Annotated in this window: 18 protein-coding genes and 1 pseudogene; 18 read left to right on the top strand and 1 reads right to left on the bottom strand. The window is 70.8% G+C overall.

The features are described from left to right. The first annotated feature begins 67 nt into the window (after nt 1-67). From N5875_RS17465 to N5875_RS17380, 18 genes and pseudogenes are all read left to right on the top strand, one after another. Entirely contained in the window at nt 68-910 is an 843-nt protein-coding gene (locus tag N5875_RS17465; RefSeq protein ID WP_318212904.1) for an SAM-dependent methyltransferase, read from the top strand. After that, nucleotides 907-1,950, top strand: coding sequence for a class I SAM-dependent methyltransferase (locus tag N5875_RS17460; RefSeq protein WP_338494673.1), 1,044 nt, complete (start codon nt 907-909; stop codon nt 1,948-1,950). Before N5875_RS17465 ends, N5875_RS17460 begins: the two co-directional genes overlap by 4 nt. A 174-nt stretch (nt 1,951-2,124) precedes the next feature. Continuing rightward, nucleotides 2,125-3,018: a diiron oxygenase gene (locus N5875_RS17455; RefSeq protein WP_318212902.1), complete on the top strand. Its 894-nt coding sequence runs from the start codon at nt 2,125-2,127 to the stop codon at nt 3,016-3,018. Nucleotides 3,019-3,049: 31 nt separating this feature from the next. Beyond that, the gene (locus N5875_RS17450) at nt 3,050-3,937 is read left to right on the top strand and encodes a hypothetical protein (protein ID WP_318212901.1); all 888 of its coding nucleotides are present in this window, start codon (nt 3,050-3,052) and stop codon (nt 3,935-3,937) included. A 1-nt stretch (nt 3,938) separates the two neighbouring features. After that, the gene (gene acpS / locus N5875_RS17445; protein WP_318212900.1) at nt 3,939-4,388 is read left to right on the top strand and encodes a holo-ACP synthase; all 450 of its coding nucleotides are present in this window, start codon (nt 3,939-3,941) and stop codon (nt 4,386-4,388) included. A 22-nt stretch (nt 4,389-4,410) separates the two neighbouring features. After that, nucleotides 4,411-4,662 (top strand): acyl carrier protein, encoded by a 252-nt coding sequence (locus N5875_RS17440; protein ID WP_030322008.1) that lies wholly within the window; start codon nt 4,411-4,413, stop codon nt 4,660-4,662. Next, the gene (gene metK / locus N5875_RS17435; RefSeq protein ID WP_338494669.1) at nt 4,659-5,867 is read left to right on the top strand and encodes a methionine adenosyltransferase; all 1,209 of its coding nucleotides are present in this window, start codon (nt 4,659-4,661) and stop codon (nt 5,865-5,867) included. Before N5875_RS17440 ends, metK begins: the two co-directional genes overlap by 4 nt. Nucleotides 5,868-5,870: 3 nt before the next feature. Further along, complete coding sequence (locus N5875_RS17430) at nt 5,871-6,854, top strand: carbohydrate kinase family protein (RefSeq protein WP_318212898.1); 984 nt, start codon at nt 5,871-5,873, stop codon at nt 6,852-6,854. Continuing rightward, nucleotides 6,851-10,324 (top strand): methionine synthase, encoded by a 3,474-nt coding sequence (metH, locus tag N5875_RS17425; protein WP_338494666.1) that lies wholly within the window; start codon nt 6,851-6,853, stop codon nt 10,322-10,324. Before N5875_RS17430 ends, metH begins: the two co-directional genes overlap by 4 nt. Then, nucleotides 10,321-11,181 carry a methylenetetrahydrofolate reductase [NAD(P)H] gene (metF, locus tag N5875_RS17420; RefSeq protein WP_338494663.1) on the top strand — a complete coding sequence of 287 codons (861 nt, stop codon included), beginning with the start codon at nt 10,321-10,323 and terminating at the stop codon, nt 11,179-11,181. The genes metH and metF overlap by 4 nt, the downstream gene beginning before the upstream one ends. Continuing rightward, complete coding sequence (ahcY, locus tag N5875_RS17415) at nt 11,174-12,568, top strand: adenosylhomocysteinase (RefSeq protein ID WP_338494660.1); 1,395 nt, start codon at nt 11,174-11,176, stop codon at nt 12,566-12,568. The genes metF and ahcY overlap by 8 nt, the downstream gene beginning before the upstream one ends. 2 nt (nt 12,569-12,570) lie before the next feature. Continuing rightward, complete coding sequence (locus N5875_RS17410) at nt 12,571-13,245, top strand: maleylpyruvate isomerase family mycothiol-dependent enzyme (RefSeq protein WP_338494657.1); 675 nt, start codon at nt 12,571-12,573, stop codon at nt 13,243-13,245. Nucleotides 13,246-13,816: 571 nt separating this feature from the next. Further along, a pseudogene (locus N5875_RS17405) lies at nt 13,817-15,866 on the top strand (amino acid adenylation domain-containing protein). Between the two features lie 764 nt (nt 15,867-16,630). Then, nucleotides 16,631-16,837, top strand: a complete 207-nt coding sequence (locus N5875_RS17400; RefSeq protein WP_338499186.1) for an acyl carrier protein — start codon at nt 16,631-16,633, stop codon at nt 16,835-16,837. Between the two features lie 103 nt (nt 16,838-16,940). After that, nucleotides 16,941-17,159, top strand: a complete 219-nt coding sequence (locus N5875_RS17395; protein WP_338494654.1) for a thioesterase domain-containing protein — start codon at nt 16,941-16,943, stop codon at nt 17,157-17,159. After that, complete coding sequence (locus N5875_RS17390; protein WP_338494651.1) at nt 17,156-17,530, top strand: hypothetical protein; 375 nt, start codon at nt 17,156-17,158, stop codon at nt 17,528-17,530. Before N5875_RS17395 ends, N5875_RS17390 begins: the two co-directional genes overlap by 4 nt. Before the next feature lie 175 nt (nt 17,531-17,705). Next, entirely contained in the window at nt 17,706-17,972 is a 267-nt protein-coding gene (locus tag N5875_RS17385) for a hypothetical protein (protein WP_338494650.1), read from the top strand. Between the two features lie 70 nt (nt 17,973-18,042). Next, entirely contained in the window at nt 18,043-18,456 is a 414-nt protein-coding gene (locus N5875_RS17380) for a DUF4232 domain-containing protein (RefSeq protein WP_338494647.1), read from the top strand. Nucleotides 18,457-18,527: 71 nt separating this feature from the next. Here N5875_RS17380 and N5875_RS17375 read toward each other — a convergent pair whose 3' ends face one another. Next, the gene (locus N5875_RS17375) at nt 18,528-19,274 is read right to left on the bottom strand and encodes a dienelactone hydrolase family protein (RefSeq protein ID WP_338494645.1); all 747 of its coding nucleotides are present in this window, start codon (nt 19,272-19,274) and stop codon (nt 18,528-18,530) included. Nucleotides 19,275-19,354: the final 80 nt, after the last annotated feature.

Raw genomic sequence — 19,354 nt, 5'->3', positions numbered from 1 at the left:
CGTCCTTCGTCGGGCCCCTGAACACGGCCGTCCGTATCTCCGAAACCCAAGTGAAGGGGGACCTCCTGTGGAGGCCGTATCCCGCACCGCCCAGTGGACCGCCGCCGCGCGCGCCCTGGAGACCGAGCGCGAGGACCGGCTGTTCGCCGATCCCTACGCGCGCACCGTCGCCGACGAGATCGGCTTCGAACTGCTCGCGCGCTACGACGGGGGCGGCATCGTGCCGTTCCTCGCCATCCGCACCACCTACCTCGACCGGGCCATCGTGAAGGCGGTGGAGGAGCGCGGCATCCGCCAGGTCGTCTTCCTCGCCGCCGGCATGGACACCCGCTTCTTCCGGCTGCCCTGGCCCGACGGCGTCACCGTCTACGAGCTCGACCGCCCGGCCCTCCTCGAGGCCAAGGCCGAGATGCTCAAGGGCGAGCCGCAGCCCGCCGGCCGCACACGGATACCGATCCCGGTCGACCTGACCCAGGACTGGACCGGCCCCCTGAAGGAGGCGGGCTGGAAGAGCGAGGAACCCGTCCTGTGGGTGGTCGAGGGACTGCTGTTCTTCCTGCCCGAGCAGGCCGTACGGACCCTCATCTCGACGCTCGCCTCGCACGCCGCTCCCGGCTCCGTGCTGCTCGGCGACGTCATCTCCAGGGCCGCCCTGGAGAACCCGCTGGCCCGGACCTTCATGAGCGCGCTCAAGGAGGACGGCAACCCGTGGCTCTTCGGCACCGAGGAGCCCGAGGCGCTGCTCGCCGACTGCGGCTGGGCCGTACGCGAGGTCAGGCAGCCCGGTGAGCCGGGCGCCGACTTCGACCGCTGGCCCTACCCGGTACCGGCGCGGTCGGTCCCGCGCGTGCCCCGTTCCTTCCTGTTCACCTGTGACACGCCCACGTACGAGGAGGAGACGGCCGCATGAGCGCCCACGACTTCCACCAGAGGGTCATCACCGACGCCGGCGCGGCCGTCCGCGGACTGACCGTCTCCCTCGGCCAGCGCCTCGGCCTCTACCGGGCGCTCGCCGAGCAGGGCCCGCTCACCGCCGGGCAGCTCGCGGAGGCGACCGGAACCAACGAGCGGTACATCGAGGAGTGGCTGCACGCCCAGCTCTCCGCCGGGTACGTCGAGCGACACCCCAGCTCCCTCACGTACACGCTCCCCGCCGACCACGTCGAGGTGCTCGCGGACCCCAAGGCCGTCACGTACGCCGCCGGGTTCTTCACCGCCCTCAAGGCGCTGTACGCCACCGAGGACCTGCTCGTGGAGGCGTACCGCACCGGTGACGGCGTCGGCTGGGCCGAGCACGACGCGGCCCTCGACACCGGCATGGGCTCCTTCTTCCAGCCGACGTACGAGCACAAGCTCGTCGCCGACTGGCTGCCCGCCCTCCACCAGGTCACCGACAAGCTCGCCGCCGGCGGCACCGTCGCCGACGTCGGCTGCGGCGTCGGTCACACCACGCTGCTCATCGCGAAGGCCTTCCCGAACGCCACCGTCCACGGCTTCGACTACTCGGAGGAGGCCATCTCGATCGCACGGGAGCTCGCCGAGGAGGCCGGTCTCTCCGAGCGGGTCGTCTTCGAGGTCGCGTCGGCCGACGACTACCCGGGCTCCGGCTACGACCTGGTCTGCTTCTTCAACGCCCTGCACGACATGGGCGACCCGGTCGCCGCCGCCCAGCACGTCCACAAGTCCCTGGACGCCGACGGCACGTGGATGCTCGTCGAGTCGAACGTGTCCCCGCAGGACATCGACGTCCAGACGCCCGCCGCCCGCATGTTCATGGCCCTGTCCGCCGTCATGTGCCTGCCCGTCGCGGTCGCCCAGCGCGGCCCGCACGCACTCGGCAACCACTCCGGCGAGAAGGCCTTCCGGGCCATCGCGGAGGAGGCCGGCTTCACCCGCTGGCGGCGTGCGACGGAGACGCCCGTGAACGCCGTGTACGAAGTCCGTCCCTGAAACCCACCGGGGCCCGGTCCCCCTGCGCCGGCGAGTGAGCCGAAGGGGCCGTCGGGGGAACGCGTCCGAGCGCGCGGAGCTCCCGAGGGACGAGGGAGCGAGCACGCACGGACGCGTGAGCCCGGCTCAAGGCCCCCGGAGGGGAACCGAGCCCCAAAAAAAAGGAGCCTGATCATGGGCGTGACCGCCCCCCTGCCCGTCACCGACCGGTTCATGGAGGTCCTCGCGCGGCTCAGCGAGCGCTCCGTCGAGGACTACTACAACCCGTACCAGACCTTCCAGTGGCCCGAGACGCTGGAGGAGAACCGCTTCTGGATGACCCCGGAGCTGCTCACCGTCTACGGCACCCGGCACTACGACGCCCTCGATGAGGAAACGCTTCAGCGCCTGTCGAAGTGGGAGTCCATCAACTTCTACAGCCTCAACGTGCACGGCATCCGCGAACTCCTCATCGAGGTCGTCGGCCGCATCCACATGCCCGGCTTCGAGGTGCCCTCGGACTTCTTCCACCACTTCATCGGTGAGGAGAACGAACACATGTGGTTCTTCTCCGAGTTCTGCCGCCGCTACGGCCACAAGATCTACGGCTCCACCGCGATGCGCGCCGACGCGGCCTGGGAGCCCGAGGTCGAGAACTTCCTCGTCTTCACCCGCATCCTGTTCTTCGAGGAGCTCGTCGACCACTACAACTCCCGGATGGCGAAGGACGCCTCGCTCTGCCACACCATCCGCGAGGTCAACCGCATCCACCACCAGGACGAGTCCCGGCACATCGCCTTCGGGCGCGAGCTGGTCTCCCTCCTGTACGGCCGGATGTGCCAGGCGGTGAGTGCCGAGCGGGTCCGCGAGGTGGAGGCGTACCTCAAGCGGTACGTCGTCTACAGCGTCAACTCCCTCTACAACCCCCACGTGTACCGCGACGCCGGCATCCCCGACCCGCTGGCCCTGCGCAACGCGCTGGTCGCCGACGAGAGCCGCCGCCCCCACGAGCGCAAGGCGATCCGCAAGCCGCTCGCCTTCTTCCTGAAGACCGGGATCTTCTCCGACGACACCCTGCCCGTCGTCTGAGCGACACCCTCACCCGAGAGGTGCACCGACCATGACCGTGACGACCCCCGGAACCGTCGGGGACACGAGGGGCCTCCCCTCGCTCGGCCCGGAGGGGACCCGCCTGCTGCGGCTCCTCGACGACACCTTCGAGAGCTGGGGTGTGACCGCGGGCGCCCGCCCGATGACCATGCCCCCGCTCCTGCCGGCCGCCGACCTGGCGAAGCTGGACTACTACGACAACTTCCCCCACCAGGCCGTCCTCGCCGCCCCGCTCGACCTGGAGGGCCGCCTCACCACCCCCTTCGACGGCGAGCACGGGCACTGGCCCGCCGCCGCCCTCGAACCGGCCGGCCTCGGACTGCCCTCGGCGTCCTGCTACGCCGTCTACCTCGACCACCAGGGCACTCAGGTCGCCGACGACACCCTCGTCACGATCTGCTCCTGGTGCTTCCGCAAGGAGACCCACTACGAGGGCATGCGACGCCAACTCGGCTTCCGCATGCGGGAGATCGTCGCCATCGGTGCGCGCGAGCACGCCGAGACGCACCTCGCCGACTTCACCACCCGCATCGGGTCCTTCGCCGCGGCGCTCGACCTGCCGTTGCGCAGGGAGGCCGCCTGCGACCCGTTCTTCGACAAGGGCGGCTCGAAGGCGCTCCTCCAGCGGCTCACCCCGGTGAAGTACGAGTTCCTGTACGAGGACCTGGCGATCGCCTCGGTCAACACGCACCGGAACTTCTTCGGCGACCGCTGCGACATCACCCTGGCGTCGACCGGCGGACCGGCCTTCACCAGCTGCGTCGCCTTCGGCCTCGAACGCTGGCTGTCCGCCCTCACCCGCCGCCACGGCGGCTGGGAGGCGGCGACCGAGGCGGTGCTCGACGCGAACGCCCGCATGAGGGCCGGTGCGAGTGGCGCGGCCGGGCCGGTGATCTGACGTGCCGGCCCGTCCCGCCGCCCCGCCGGCGGGCGGCCTGGGGTGGGCGAACCTCGGCATGGACATCGTGTCCGTCAACCGTGTCCGCAGGCTCCTCGCCCAGTACGGGGAGCGGTTCTTCGAGCGGATGCTCACCCCCGGCGAGCTCGCCGACTGCCGTACCTCCTCCGGGCTCGACGTACTGAGCCTGTGCGGACGGATCGCGGCCAAGGAAGCGGCTTTCAAGACCTTACGGGTCAGGGGCAGGTTCCTGCCCTGGCCGGACATCGTGGTGCGGCGTTCCGAGGGCGGCTGGCCGCTCGTGGAGCTGCACCGGGCCGCCGCCGAGATGGCCGCGGAGTCCGGCATCACCGAGATCACCGTGTCCATCAGCCACGACGTGGACTACGCGGTGGCGGTGGCCGCACCGATCATCGCCCCCACCCCCTACGTATCCAGCAGCAGTAGCTAGCAGCAGCTAAAGGAGAGCAACCATGGCCGACGGCCTGCAGACGGTGAAGAACTGGATCCTCGAGCGTCACCCCGAGCGCGACGACATCGCGTCCGACCTCGACCTGATCGAGAACCGGCTCATCGACTCGCTGTCCTTCGTCGAGTTCGTCTTCCTCCTGGAGCAGGAGAGCGGCACCGCGATCCAGATGGAGACCCTGGAGGTCGAGTCCATCCGCACCCTCGGTGCCATCGAGCAGCACTTCTTCAAGACCCCGGTGGAGGCCCAGGCATGAGCCGCCGCCTCTTCACCTCGGAGTCGGTGACCGAGGGACATCCCGACAAGATCGCCGACCGGATCAGCGACACCATCCTCGACGCGCTGCTCGCCGAGGACCCGTCCTCGCGGGTCGCGGTGGAGACCCTGATCACCACGGGTCTCGTGCACATCGCCGGCGAGGTGACCACGACGGCGTACGCGCCGATAGCGAAGCTGGTGCGCGAGGCCGTCCTCGACATCGGCTACGACTCCTCCGCGAAGGGCTTCGACGGCGCCTCCTGCGGCGTCTCGGTGTCCATCGGCGCCCAGTCGCCGGACATCGCGCAGGGCGTCGACACGGCGTACGAGTCCCGGGTCGAGGGCGCGGGTGACGAGCTCGACGCCCAGGGCGCCGGCGACCAGGGCCTGATGTTCGGCTACGCCTGCGACGACACGGCCGAGCTGATGCCGCTGCCGATCGCGCTCGCCCACCGGCTCTCGCGCCGGCTGACCGAGGTCCGCAAGAACGGCACCGTGCCGTACCTGCGCCCGGACGGGAAGACCCAGGTCACCATCGAGTACGACGGGGACCGCCCGGTCCGCCTCGACACGGTCGTCGTCTCCTCGCAGCACGCCGCCGACATCTCCGTCGAGGGCCTGCTCACCCCGGACGTGCGCGAGTACGTCGTCGAGCACGTCCTCAAGGAGCTGGTCGAGGAGGGCGTCAGCCTGGAGTCCGACGGCTACCGGCTGCTGGTCAACCCGACCGGGCGCTTCGAGGTCGGCGGCCCGATGGGCGACGCCGGACTCACCGGCCGGAAGATCATCATCGACACGTACGGCGGGATGGCCCGGCACGGCGGCGGCGCCTTCTCCGGCAAGGACCCGTCGAAGGTCGACCGGTCGGCGGCGTACGCGATGCGCTGGGTCGCGAAGAACGTCGTCGCGGCGGGCCTGGCGAGGCGCTGCGAGGTCCAGGTCGCGTACGCGATCGGCAAGGCCGAGCCCGTCGGCCTCTTCGTGGAGACCTTCGGCACCGGCGCCCTCGCCGACGAGCGGATCCAGGAGGCCGTCAGCGCGGTCTTCGACCTGCGGCCGGCGGCGATCATCCGCGACCTGGACCTCAAGCGGCCCATCTACGCCAAGACGGCGGCGTACGGCCACTTCGGCCGCGAGCTCCCCGAGTTCACCTGGGAGCGCACGGACCGCGTGGAGGCCCTGAAGCAGGCAGTGGAGGCGTAGGCCATGCGTATCGCTGTCACGGGATCCATCGCGACCGACCATCTGATGACCTTCCCCGGCTGGTTCAGCGAGCAGCTGCTCGCCGACCGGCTCGACCGGGTCTCCCTGTCGTTCCTCGCCGACAACCTGGAGGTCAGGCGTGGCGGAGTGGCAGCGAACATCGCCTTCGGACTCGGTGTCCTCGGCCTCCGTCCCGCCCTGGTGGGCGCGGTCGGCGCCGACTTCGAGCCGTACCGGGTCTGGCTGAAGGACCACGGTGTGGACACCGACTCGGTGCGCGTCAGCGAGTCGCTCCACACCGCCCGGTTCGTCTGTACGACCGACCGGGCCCAGAACCAGATCGCCACCTTCTACGCGGGGGCAATGGCCGAGGCACGCGAGATCGACCTGCGGGAGGTAGTGGCGCGCACCGGCAGGCTGGAACTGGTCCTGGTCTCCCCGGACGACCCCGAGGCCATGCTGCGGCACACCCGCACCTGCCGTGACCTGGGGATTCCCTTCGCCGCCGATCCGTCGCAGCAGCTGGCGCGGCTCGACGGCGAGCAGGTGCGGGATCTGGTGGACGGGGCGCGGTTCCTGTTCACCAACGAGTACGAGACGGCGCTCCTCCTGGAGAAGGCCGGCTGGACCGAGGCGGACGTGCTCCGCCGGGTCGGCACCTGGGTCACCACCCACGGCGAGGCGGGCGTCCGCATCCGGGGCGAGGGCCGCGAGCCGCTGGCCGTGCCGGCCGTGGAGGTCGCGGCGGTCGTCGACCCGACCGGGGTCGGGGACGCCTTCCGGTCCGGGTTCCTCGCCGGCCGGCTGTGGGGCGTGCCGGAGCGGTGCGCGGCGCAGCTGGGCTGCGCGGTGGCCGCGACGGTCCTCGACTACGTGGGGACGCAGGAGTACCGGCTGCACCGGGAGTCGCTCCTGGACCGGATCAGGACGACGTACGGCGCCGGGTGCACCGCCACCCTCGTCACCCATCTGAGGGGGCTCACATGAGTGTCGTACGGAGGTCCCTGCGGGAGGAGTTCGCGAAGCGGGTCGTGGTGGCCGACGGGGCGATGGGCACGATGCTCCAGGCCGCCGACCCGACGATGGACGACTTCCAGAACCTCGAAGGCTGCAACGAGATCCTCAACCTCACCCGCCCCGACATCGTCGCCTCCGTCCACGACGCCTACTTCTCGGTGGGCGTGGACTGCGTCGAGACCAACACCTTCGGGGCGAACCTGGCCGCGCTCGCCGAGTACGGCATCGAGCACCAGGTGTACGAGCTGTCCGAGGCCGGCGCCCGGATCGCCCGCGCGGCGGCGGACGCGCACACCGCCGCCGACGGACGGCCCCGCTGGGTCCTCGGCTCCATGGGCCCCGGCACGAAACTGCCGACCCTGGGCCACGTCACGTACGAGCCGCTGCGCGAGGCCTTCCAGCAGAACGCGGAGGGCCTGATCAGGGGCGGCGCGGACGCCCTCCTCATCGAGACCTCGCAGGACCTGCTCCAGACGAAGGCGGCCGTCATCGGCGCCCGCCGGGCCCTGGACTGGGTCGGCGTGGACCTGCCGGTGATCGTGCAGGTCACCGTGGAGACGACGGGCACGATGCTGCTCGGCTCCGAGATCGGGGCGGCGCTGACCGCCCTGGAGCCGCTCGGCATCGACATGATCGGCCTGAACTGCGCCACGGGCCCGGCGGAGATGGCCGAGCACCTGCGGCACCTGTCCCGCCATGCCCGTATCCCGATCTCGGTCATGCCCAACGCCGGGCTGCCCGTCCTCACCTCCGACGGCGCCCACTACCCGCTGTCGCCGGCCGAACTGGCCGACGCGCAGGAGGCGTTCGTCCGCGAGTACGGCCCCGCGCTGGTCGGCGGCTGCTGCGGTACGAGCCCGGAGCATTTGCGGGAGATCGTGGAGCGGGTGCGGGGCGCGGCCGTCCTCGACCGGCGCCCCGAGCCCGAGCCCGGCGCGTCCTCCCTCTACAGCCATGTGCCGTTCCGGCAGGACACCGCGTACATGGCGATCGGCGAGCGCACCAACGCCAACGGCTCGAAGAAGTTCCGCGAGGCGATGCTCGACGGCCGCTGGGACGACTGTGTCGAGATGGCGCGGGACCAGATCCGCGAGGGCGCGCACATGCTCGACCTGTGCGTGGACTACGTGGGCCGGGACGGCACCGCGGACATGGCGGAGCTGGCCGGCCGGTTCGCGACGGCCTCGACGCTGCCGATCGTCCTCGACTCGACGGAGGTCGGAGTCCTGCGGGCGGGTCTGGAGAAGCTCGGCGGCCGGGCGGTCGTCAACTCCGTCAACTACGAGGACGGCGACGGACCCGAGTCGCGGTTCGCGCAGGTCACGGCCCTGGCGAAGGAGCACGGCGCGGCCCTGATGGCCTTGACCATCGACGAGGAGGGCCAGGCCCGTACGCCCGAGCACAAGGTCGCCATCGCCGAGCGGCTCATCGAGGACCTCACCGGGAACTGGGGGATCAGGGAGTCGGACATCCTGATCGACACCCTCACGTTCACGATCTGCACGGGCCAGGAGGAGTCGCGGAAGGACGGCATCGCCACGATCGAGGCGATCCGCGAGCTGAAGCGCCGCCACCCGGACGTCCAGACGACCCTGGGCCTGTCCAACATCTCGTTCGGCCTGAACCCGGCCGCGCGGATCGTCCTCAACTCGGTCTTCCTCGACGAGTGCGTGAAGGCGGGCCTCGACTCGGCGATCGTCCACGCCTCGAAGATCCTGCCGATCGCCCGCCTGGAACCGGAGCAGGTGGAGGTCGCGCTCGACCTCATCCACGACCGCCGCCGGGAGGGCTACGACCCCCTCCAGCGCTTCCTGGAGATGTTCGAGGGGGCGACGGCGAAGTCCCTGAAGGCCGGCAAGACCGAGGAGCTCCTCGCCCTGCCGCTGGACGAGCGCCTCAAGCGTCGCATCATCGACGGCGAGAAGAACGGTCTGGAGGCGGATCTGGACGCCGCTCTGGCGGCCCGCCCGGCCCTGGAGATCGTCAACGAGATCCTGCTCGACGGCATGAAGACGGTCGGCGAACTGTTCGGCTCCGGCCAGATGCAGCTGCCGTTCGTCCTCCAGTCCGCCGAGGTCATGAAGACCGCGGTGGCGTACCTCGAACCCCACATGGAGAAGACGGACGCCGACGGCAAGGGCACGATCGTCCTCGCCACCGTCCGCGGCGACGTCCACGACATCGGCAAGAACCTCGTCGACATCATCCTCTCCAACAACGGCTACAACGTCGTCAACATCGGCATCAAGCAGCCGGTCTCCGCGATCCTGGAGGCGGCGGAGCAGCACCGGGCCGACGTCATCGGCATGTCCGGCCTCCTCGTGAAGTCCACCGTGATCATGAAGGAGAACCTGGAGGAGCTGAACGGCCGGGGACTCGCCTCGACGTTCCCCGTGATCCTCGGCGGCGCCGCCCTCACCAGGGCGTACGTCGAACAGGACCTGCACGAGCTGTACGGGGGCGAGGTGCGGTACGCCCGCGACGCCTTCGAGGGCCTGCGCCTCATGGACGCGCTCATGGGCGTCAAGCGCGGCGTCCCCGGAGCCGTACTCCCCCCGCTCAAGCAGCGCCGGGTGCCGAAACGCGAGACCCCGCTGCTCGCGGCGGAGGTCCGGGAGCCGGAGCCGGCCGGCCGCTCCGACGTCGCCGCCGACAACCCCGTACCCGAGCCCCCCTTCCTCGGGACCAGGGTCGTCAAGGGCATCCAGCTCGCCGAGTACGCCTCCTGGCTCGACGAGACCGCCCTCTTCAAGGGCCAGTGGGGCCTGAAGGACGCCGAGACGATCGAGTCGGAGGGCCGGCCGCGGCTGCGGGCGCTCCTCGACCGCGTCGAGCGCGAGGGCCTCGTCGAAGCAGCCGTCGTCCACGGCTGGTTCCCCTGTGTGTCCAAGGGCGACGACCTGATCATCCTGGACGAGGACGGAGGCGAGCGGACCCGCTTCTCCTTCCCCCGCCAGCAGCGGGGCCGCCGCCTCTGCCTGGCCGACTTCCACCGCGCCGAGGACTCTGGCGAGATCGACGCCGTCGCGATGCAGGTGGTCACCGTCGGCTCCCGGATCGGCGAGGAGACGGCGAGGCTCTTCGCCGCCGACGCCTACCGGGACTACCTCGAACTCCACGGCCTCTCCGTCCAGTTGGCGGAGGCGCTCGCCGAGTACTGGCACGCGCGGGTGCGCGCGGAGTGGGGCATCGCCGGGGACGCGGAACCGGCCGGGATCGAGGGCATGCTCCGCACCGAGTACCAGGGCTGCCGCTACTCCCTCGGCTATCCGGCCTGTCCCGACCTGGAGGACCGGGCGAAGATCGCCGCTCTCCTCCGTCCGGAGCGGATCGGGGTGGAGCTGTCGGAGGAGTACCAGCTGCACCCCGAGCAGTCGACGGACGCGATCGTCGTCCACCACCCGGAGGCGAGCTACTTCAACGCGGGAGGCCGCAGGTGAGCCCCACCTATTCGTTCGAGTTCTTCCCGCCGAAGACGGACAAGGGCGAGCGGACCCTGTGGGAGGCGATCCGCCGGGTCGAGGCCCTGTCCCCGGACTTCGTCTCGGTGACGTACGGCGCGGGCGGCTCGTCCCGCGACCGGACCATCGAGGTGACGAAGCGGATCGCGACCGAGACGATCCTGCGCCCGGTGGCCCATCTGACGGCCGTCGGACACTCGGTGGCGGAACTGCGGGCGATCATCGGCGCGTACGCGGACGCGGGTGTACGGGACGTCCTGGTCCTGCGCGGAGACCCGCCGGGCGATCCGCGCGGGCCGTGGACCCCGCACCCGCAGGGATTCACGTACGCGCACGAACTGGTCTCCCTCGTCCGGTCGTTGGGAGACTTCCGCATCGGCGTGGCGGCCTTCCCCGAGGGGCACCCGAGGTCCGGCAGCCCGGCATCCGACCTCGCTCACTTCCTCGCGAAGTGCCGGGCGGGCGCCGACTACGCCATCACGCAGATGTTCTTCGACCCGGAGGACTATCTGCGGCTGCGGGACCGGGTCGCGGCGGCCGGCTGCGACACCCCGATCATCCCGGAGATCATGCCGGCCACCGACGTACGCCAGATCAGGCGCTTCGCGGAGCTGAGCGACGCGGCGTTCCCCGAGGACCTGGCGCACCGCCTGGAGGCGGCGAAGGGCGACCCGGCGGCGGCGTACCGCATCGGCGTCGAGCACGCGACGCGGATGGGCCTGCGGCTGCTCGACGAGGGAGCGCCGGGACTGCACTACATCACGCTGAACAAGTCGACGGCGGCCCTCGAAATCCACCGAACCATCCTCAGCGCAAGGAGCGTTGTACATGTCTGAGTTCACCGATTACAAGGTCGCCGACATCTCGCTGGCCGAGTTCGGCCGCAAGGAGATCACGCTCGCCGAGCACGAGATGCCGGGCCTGATGTCGATCCGCAGGGAGTACGCGGAGACGCAGCCGCTCGCGGGTGCACGCATCACCGGCTCCCTCCACATGACCGTACAGACGGCGGTCCTCATCGAGACCCTGGTCGCGCTCGGCGCGGAGGTCCGCTGGGTGTCCTGCAACATCTACTCGACGCAGGACCACGCGGCCGCCGCGGTCGCCGCCGCCGGCATCCCGGTCTTCGCCTGGAAGGGCGAGACCCTGGAGGAGTACTGGTGGTGCACGGAGCAGGCGCTGACCTGGCCGGACGCCGACGGCCCCAACATGATCCTCGATGACGGCGGCGATGCGACGGTCCTGGTCCACCTGGGCGTCGAGTACCAGAAGACCGGCAAGCTGCCCGAGGCCTCCAACGAGGAACTGGCCGTCATGCGGGCCCTGTTGGAGAACAGCGCACTCGACTGGTCGACCATCGCCACCGGCATCCGAGGGGTGACGGAGGAGACCACGACGGGCGTGCACCGCCTGTACGAGATGCACCGCGAGGGCGCGCTCCTCTTCCCCGCGATCAACGTGAACGACGCCGTGACGAAGTCGAAGTTCGACAACAAGTACGGCTGTCGGCACTCGCTCATCGACGGCATCAACCGCGCGACGGACGTACTGATCGGTGGCAAGACGGCGGTCGTCTGCGGCTACGGAGACGTCGGCAAGGGCTCGGCGGAGTCGCTGCGTGGCCAGGGCGCGCGCGTGATCGTGACGGAGATCGACCCGATCTGCGCACTCCAGGCGGCGATGGACGGCTACCAGGTCGCGACCCTGGAGGACGTCGTCGAAACGGCCGACATCTTCATCACGACCACCGGCAACAAGGACATCATCATGGCGTCCGACATCGCCCGCATGAAGCACCAGGCGATCGTCGGCAACATCGGCCACTTCGACAACGAGATCGACATGGCCGGCCTGGCGAAGATCCCGGGGGTGGTGAAGGACGAGGTCAAGCCGCAGGTCCACACGTGGACGTTCGAGGACGGCAAGGTCGTCATCGTCCTCTCCGAGGGCCGCCTCCTGAACCTCGGCAACGCGACCGGCCACCCGTCCTTCGTGATGTCGAACTCCTTCGCGGACCAGACGCTCGCGCAGATCGAACTGTTCACGAAGACCTCGGACTACCCGGTGGGCGTCTACACCCTCCCCAAGCACCTGGACGAGAAGGTCGCCCGCCTGCACCTGGACGCCCTCGGCGTACGCCTGACGACCCTCCGCCCGGAGCAGGCGTCGTACATCGGGGTCCCGGTGGAGGGCCCGTACAAGCCGGACCACTACCGCTACTGATGATGTGTACCAACGATGACGGGCGTGACCCGTGGCTCCCGGACCGGCTCCTGAGAACGGAGCGGGACCTGCTGATGCCGCTGCTTCGCCGGACACCCGAGGAGGCGTACGAGCTCCGCACGGCGTGCCCCGGGTGGACGGCGCGGCAGGTCCTCGCCCACTGCGGGGCGGCCCTGGTCAGGATCGTCGAGGACCGCCTGGAGGAGGGCGTGTTCCTGCCGGAGGCGAACGCCTATGACGTGGCCGAGCGCGAGGACTGGCCGCTGGGCCGGATCCTCGACGAACTGGAACGCGGCCTGACGGAGGCGGGACCGGTCATCGCCGCACGCGAGGACGGCCGGCTGGACGCGGTGGCGCTCGGGGAATGGGTCCACGCGGGCGATGTACGGGAGGCTTTCGGCGAACCGGGCGCCTACTGCGGCAAGGCGCTGGAGCTGGCGCTCCCGCTCCTGACGGTCACGAGCCGCAAGCGGGAGACCCCGCGCCTGGTGGGAGTCCTGGCGGACGGCGGCGCGACGGCCCGGGTCTCCCTGGGCAACGAGGTGGAGGGCCGGCCGGCAGCGACCTTCAAGGGCGACGCGTCGACCCTGATCCGCATCTACGCGGGCCGCCCCCTGGTAAGAACCCGCTACGACCTGAGGGGCGCGACGGAACAAGAACTCCTCATCTACCGCTGACCCGAACCTCCGCGCCGTGCGGGCCGCGCCCCGCAGCACGCCGCACCCGCGCCACCCGCGTGCGGGCCGCGCCCGGGAGGACGCCGCGTCCGCACGCGCGAGGGCCGCGCCCCGCAGGACGCCGCGCCCGCGCCCCCCGCCGTGCGGGCCGGGCCCACCCGCCCCGCCGTGCGGGGCGCGCCCGCGCCCTCGCCACCCGCCGCGCGGGCCGCGCCCGCACCCTCGCGACCTCCGTGTGGGCCGCGCCCGCACCCTCGCTACCTCCGTGTGGGCCGTGCCCGCGCCCGCCCCCACCCGCCGTGTGGGCAATCGTCCCGCAGGGCGGGACGGGTGGGCACACGGGACGGCGCCCTCTGGCGGCGCCTCCGCCCCTTGTGCCTGGACCCGCACCAACACGTGCGGCGCGCACCCGGTGCGGGTTCAGGCGCGGAAGCCTAGGCCCGGCAAGGGGCGCCGTTCCGTTGTGCCCACCCGTTCCGCCCCAGCGGAACAGCTGCCCACAACGTGGTGGGCGCGGCTGCCACAACGGCGGCGGGCGCAGCAGCGTATCCGCACCCAAGAAGGGACACCCATGCGCACGCTCGACCGTCTCCTCCACTCCGAGACCCTGCACCACCCCGACGCCACCGCCGCCGTCGCCCACGAGGGCGACACCCTCACCTTCCGGGAGCTCTCCGAGGGCGCCCTGGTCCTGGCCCAGTACCTCCGCGACCTCGGCGCCCGCGCCGACAACCGCGTCGGCATCCACACCGACCCCTCCCTCGAACTGATCACCGCCACCTGGGGCACCGTCTGCTCCGGCGCCGCCTACGTCCCCCTCTCCCCCGACTACCCGGAGGAACGCGTCCGGTACATGATCGAGGACAGCGCCGCCCGCATCGTCGTCACCCAGGACCACCTCCGCGCCCGCGTCACCGACCTCGCCCCGCCCGGTACGACCGTGGTCACCCTCGGCGACGCCGTCCAGCACGCCTGGCGCACCGCGGGCGAGGAGCCGGAGCCGTACGACATCCGGGAGACGGACCTCGCGTACGTCATCTACACCTCGGGCTCCACGGGCAGGCCGAAGGGCGTCATGGTCGAGCACCGCTCGATCGCGGCGCAGATGTGCTGGATGGCGGCGGAACACCACCTCGCCCCGGGCGCGGTCGTCCTGCAGAAGACCCCGATGAGCTTCGACGCGGCCCAGTGGGAGATCCTCGCCCCGGCCGTCGGCGCCCGCGTCGCCGTGGGCCCGCCGGGCGTCCACCGCGACCCCGAGGCCCTCATCGACACGGTCCGCGCCCATGGCGCGACGATGCTCCAGGGCGTCCCCCCTCCTCCAGGCCCTCGTGGACACCGAGCGTCTCGCCACCTGCACCACTCTGCGCCGGGTCTACTCGGGCGGCGAGATCCTCTCCCGCAACCTCGCCGCGCAGCTTCTCGCCGAGCTCCCCGCCGCCGAGCTGATCAACCTCTACGGCCCCACCGAGTGCACGATCAACGCCTCCTCGCACACGGTGGACCGCGCCACCGTCACCGATCCGGACGCCGCGGCCCCCACGGCGATACCGATCGGCAGACCGGCGTACGACACGACCTTCCACATACGCGACGGGGAACTGTGCATAGGCGGGGTCCAGGTGGCGCGGGGGTACCTGGACCGCCCCGAGCTCACGGCGGAGCGTTTCCTCACCACCGACACCGGCGAGCGCCTCTACCGCACCGGCGACCTGGCCCACTGGAACGAGGACGGCACCGTCCAGTTCGCCGGCCGCGCCGACAACCAGATCAAGCTGCGCGGCTTCCGCGTCGAACTGGACGAGATCGCGCTGGCGATCGAGAACCACGACTGGGTGCGGAACGCGGCGGTCATCGTCAAGGACGAGCCCCGCACGGGTTTCCAGAACCTCGTCGCCTGCGTCGAGCTGGCACCCAAGGAAGCCGCCCTGATGGACCAGGGCAACCACGGCGCCCACCACCAGTCCAAGGAGTCGAAGCTCCAGGTCAAGGCGCAGCTGTCGAACGCCGGCACCCGCCCCGACGCCGACCTGGCCGGCCGCCCCGCCGTCGTGCTCCCCGGCGCCACGCCTTCGGACCGGATGCGCCGCACGGTCTTCGCCCGCAAGACGTACCGCTTCTACGAGGGCGGGGAGGTCACGCGCGCGGACGTCCTGGCGGCCCTGGCCCGTCGCCCGGAGGGCGTCGGATCCCGGGCGGTCGGCAGCCTGACGGCGGCGGACCTGGGGGAGATCCTGCGGTGGTTCGGCCAGTTCACGAGCGAGGAGCGGCTGCTCCCGAAGTACGGATACGCGTCACCGGGCGCGCTGTACGCGACCCAGCTGTACGTGGAGCTGCGCGGCATCGCGGGCCTGGAGCCGGGCACGTACTACTACCACCCCGTCCGTCACCAGCTGTACCTGATGGACGGGGAGGGCCGGGAACTCCCGGGGCGGCGGCGACCGGCCCCTACCTCGGTCTGTCCTTCCGGGGCCTGCGCTCGGCGATCGAACCGGTCTACCGGAACAACATCCAGGAGGTCCTGGAGATCGAGACGGGCCACATGGTGGGCCTGTTCGAGGAGATCCTGCCGGGCTACGGCCTGGACGTCAGGCCGCGCGAGGACGGCACCTGGGAGGTGATCCCGTACGACGAGGAGTCCCGTACGCCCCCGGAGATCGACGTGTACGTCCAGGCGCACGGAGACGGGGTGACCGACCTCCCCAATCCCAATACGCCTACATCAACGGGGACTTACGGCCGATCTCCACCTCCCTGATCGAGAAGAAGCACGTGATCGCGATCAACCAGGCGGTGTACGAGCGGGCCCGGCTCGGCATCACGGTGATCAGCCGGACGACGGACGACGCCCGCGCGTACGTCGACCTCGGACGGGCCCTCCAGCGCCTTCAACTCGGCGACCACGGCCTCGGGTTCATGTCCTCCGGCTACAGCTCGAAGTCCGGCCACCCGCTGCCCGCGGCCCGCCGGACGGACGAGATCCTGACGGCGGCGGGCCGGCCGACCGGCCCCTCGTACTTCTTCGTGGGCGGCCGGGTCGCCGAGGAGCAGCGGCTGAGCGAGGGCATGTACGAGGACACCGTCCACATGAAGGGCCCGGCGGAGCTGATCCGCGACGATCTGGTCCACCACCTGCCGGACTACATGATCCCCAACCGGGTGGTCGTCCTGGACCGGCTGCCGCTCTCGGCGAACGGCAAGGTGGACACGAAGGCACTGGCCGACCTGGCCGTGGTCAACGCCGGCCTGCACGGCCGCCCGCACGTCCTCCCGCGCACCCGCACGGAGAGCCGGCTCGCGGAGATCTGGGCGGCGGCACTGAAGTACGAGGACGTCGAGGCGGTCTCGGTCCTGGACGACTTCTTCGAGTCGGGCGGCAACCCTCATCGCCGTCGCGCTGGTCACGAGGATCAACCGCGAGTTCGGCTCCGAGCTGCCGCTCCAGATCCTCTTCGACCGCCCGACGATCGAGAAGCTCGCCCACCGGCTGGACGGCGCGGCCGCGACCCCGCCTCCCGCCTGGTCCGGCTCCACGCGGCCGGTGCGCGGCCGCCGGTCTTCTGCTGGCCGGGCCTGGGCGGCTACACGATGAACCTGCGGCACCTGGCGGAGGAGCTCGGCATTGACCGCCCGTTCTACGGGGTGCAGGCGTACGGCATCAACCGGGGGAGGAGCCGTACGCGACGATCCGCGAGATGGCGGCGGCGGACGTGGAGGCGATACGGCGCCGCCAGCCGGCGGGCCCGTACACGCTCTGGGGCTACTCGTTCGGCGCGAGGGTCGCCTTCGAGTCGGCGCATCTCCTGGAGGCGGCGGGGGAGCAGGTGGAGAACCTGTTCCTGATCGCGCCGGGCTCGCCGAAGGTCCGCTCGTCGGAGACGGGGGAGCGAACTACGGGAACCCGGCGTTCGTGACGATCCTGTACTCGGTGTTCGCGGGCACGATCGACCCGACGGTACGGGCGGACGACCGGGAGGGCTTCGTGAAACGGGTGGCTGCCGACTTCCCGGCCCTGGACCCGGATCTGATCGGCCGGATCGTGGCGATCGTGGAGGAGACGTTCGAGTTCACGTACACCTTCCGGGAGCTGACGGAACGCCAAGTGGCGTGCCCGGTGACGCTCTTCAAGGCGTCCGGCGACGACTACTCGTTCCTGGAGAACGCGGAGGGCTGGTCGACGCGCCCGCCGACGGTGGTGGAGCTGGACGCGGACCACTACAGCCTGCTGCGACAGCCGGATCTGAACGAACTGATCAAGAAGGTCAGGTACCGACTGGGGCAGTAGAGCCCCCGCAAGCCCCCGCAAGCCCACGAAATCCGGCCACCGGCCCGGAAGGGTCCGTTCCTTGTCCGCGATCGGTAACGATCCCCTCGGGGGTCGTGATTCCGACGACGGGCAGCCTCATCCTGAGCGACGCAGCGTGAAGGAACGCAGGCCAAGAGTCACGGGGGAACGTGAAATGAGCACCGTCAGCAGGAAAACCCTTCGTACCCACCGCACATGGAGGCTCGGCGCCCTCGGGCTGACCGCCGCCGCCCTTCTTTCGGCCACGGCCTGTGGGCCGACCGACGACGAGGCGGGGCACGGCGCCGTCGGCGACCCCGCCGACGACACCCACGAGCGCCCCCACGACACCCCCCACCACCGCTCCCACCACCGCTCCCGCGTCGCCGTCGACAGAGCCGGGCGACTCGGGCAGCAAGGACGGCTCGCCGTCTGCCAGTGAGCCCCCGGGCACGACGGGCGAGACGGACTGGGAGCCGAAGGACGGCATCTGCCAGGACCTGAACACCGAGGTGAAGGTGGACTGGGCGCTGCCGCCGGTGAAGGACGACTCACGGCTGGAACTCGTCATCACCAACACCGGTACGAGGCCGTGCAAGCTGTACCAGTACCCGGCGGTGAAGTTCGGCAACGACCAGCCCTTCCTGCCGCCGGTGAAGAGCTCGAAGCCGCAGAACCCGATCGTCCTGGCGCCGGGCAGGCAGGCGTACGCGGGCCTGCTCGCCCGCATGGGCAACAAGGAGGCCAGCCCGCTGGAGAAGGACCTGATCATCGCCCCGGCGGGCAAGAACGAGCCCAGGGACACGGGCGAGGGCGCACTCCTCGAAGTCCCCGCACCGGGCGTGCACGTGGACACCAGGACGGCACGCGTGTCGTACTGGCGCCCGGACTCGGAGAGCGCACAGTCGGCCCTGTATCCGCAGTAGCGGTCGTCCGGGTCCCGCCGAGCCGCGAAGACGGCGGCGGGACCCGGGTGACTCCCGCCCGGCCGCAGCGGTCAGTTCGTGAGGGTGCGGTCGAGGAGGGGCAGCAGGCGGTCCCAGTGGCGCTGTGTACCGTCCGGGCTGTAGGCGCTCGTGTCGGCCATCGTGAAGCCGTGGATGGTGCCGGGATAGATCTCGTTGCTGTGACGGACGCCGGCGGCTTCCAGGATCGCGTTGAGCCCGTCGAACTCCTCGGGCGTCATGTCGCCCTCCGCGATGCCGAAGTGCACCTCGGCGGTGACCTTCGGGGCGAGGAGGTGCGGGCTGTCGGCCGCGTCCGTGACCAGGGCGCCGGGATGGAACCCGGCGACGGCGGCGACCCGGTCGGGACGGGCCGCGGCGGTACGCATCGCCAGGACGCCCCCGAGGCAGTACCCGACGACGCCGACGGGCCCGTCGACGACCTCGGGCCGGTCGGCGAGGAACGCGAGGTAGGCGTCGGCGTCGCGCAGGATGCGCTCGGTGGTGTGCGCGAGGTAGAACGGCATGAGCTGCTCGAAGAGCGCGGGCCGCTCCTCCTCCCCGATGTGCTCGGGAAGCTCGATGAGGGGCGCCTGCCCCTCCCGGTAGTAGACGTGGGGGACGAGCACGTAATACCCGTGCCCGGCCAGCTCGCGCGCCATCTCCTCCAGCCGAGGCCGCGGACCGAACACGTCCATGTAGAGGAGCACGCCGGGGTGCTGCCGGCCGTCGTCGGGGAAGGCGGCGAAGGCGTCCGCCTGGCCTTCGGGGGTGGGTATCCGCAGTGTCGTGGTGGCCATGGGAACGACCGTAACAGTCATGATCGGCGAAGGGGCGGGACGCCGATTCCCCCTTCGGAACGCCACCCCCGCCCAGCGGC

Source organism: Streptomyces sp. SJL17-4 (genome assembly GCF_036826855.1).
In the GTDB taxonomy this organism is placed as follows: Bacteria; Actinomycetota; Actinomycetes; order Streptomycetales; family Streptomycetaceae; genus Streptomyces.
This window is presented reverse-complemented; position numbering and strand designations above follow the sequence as displayed.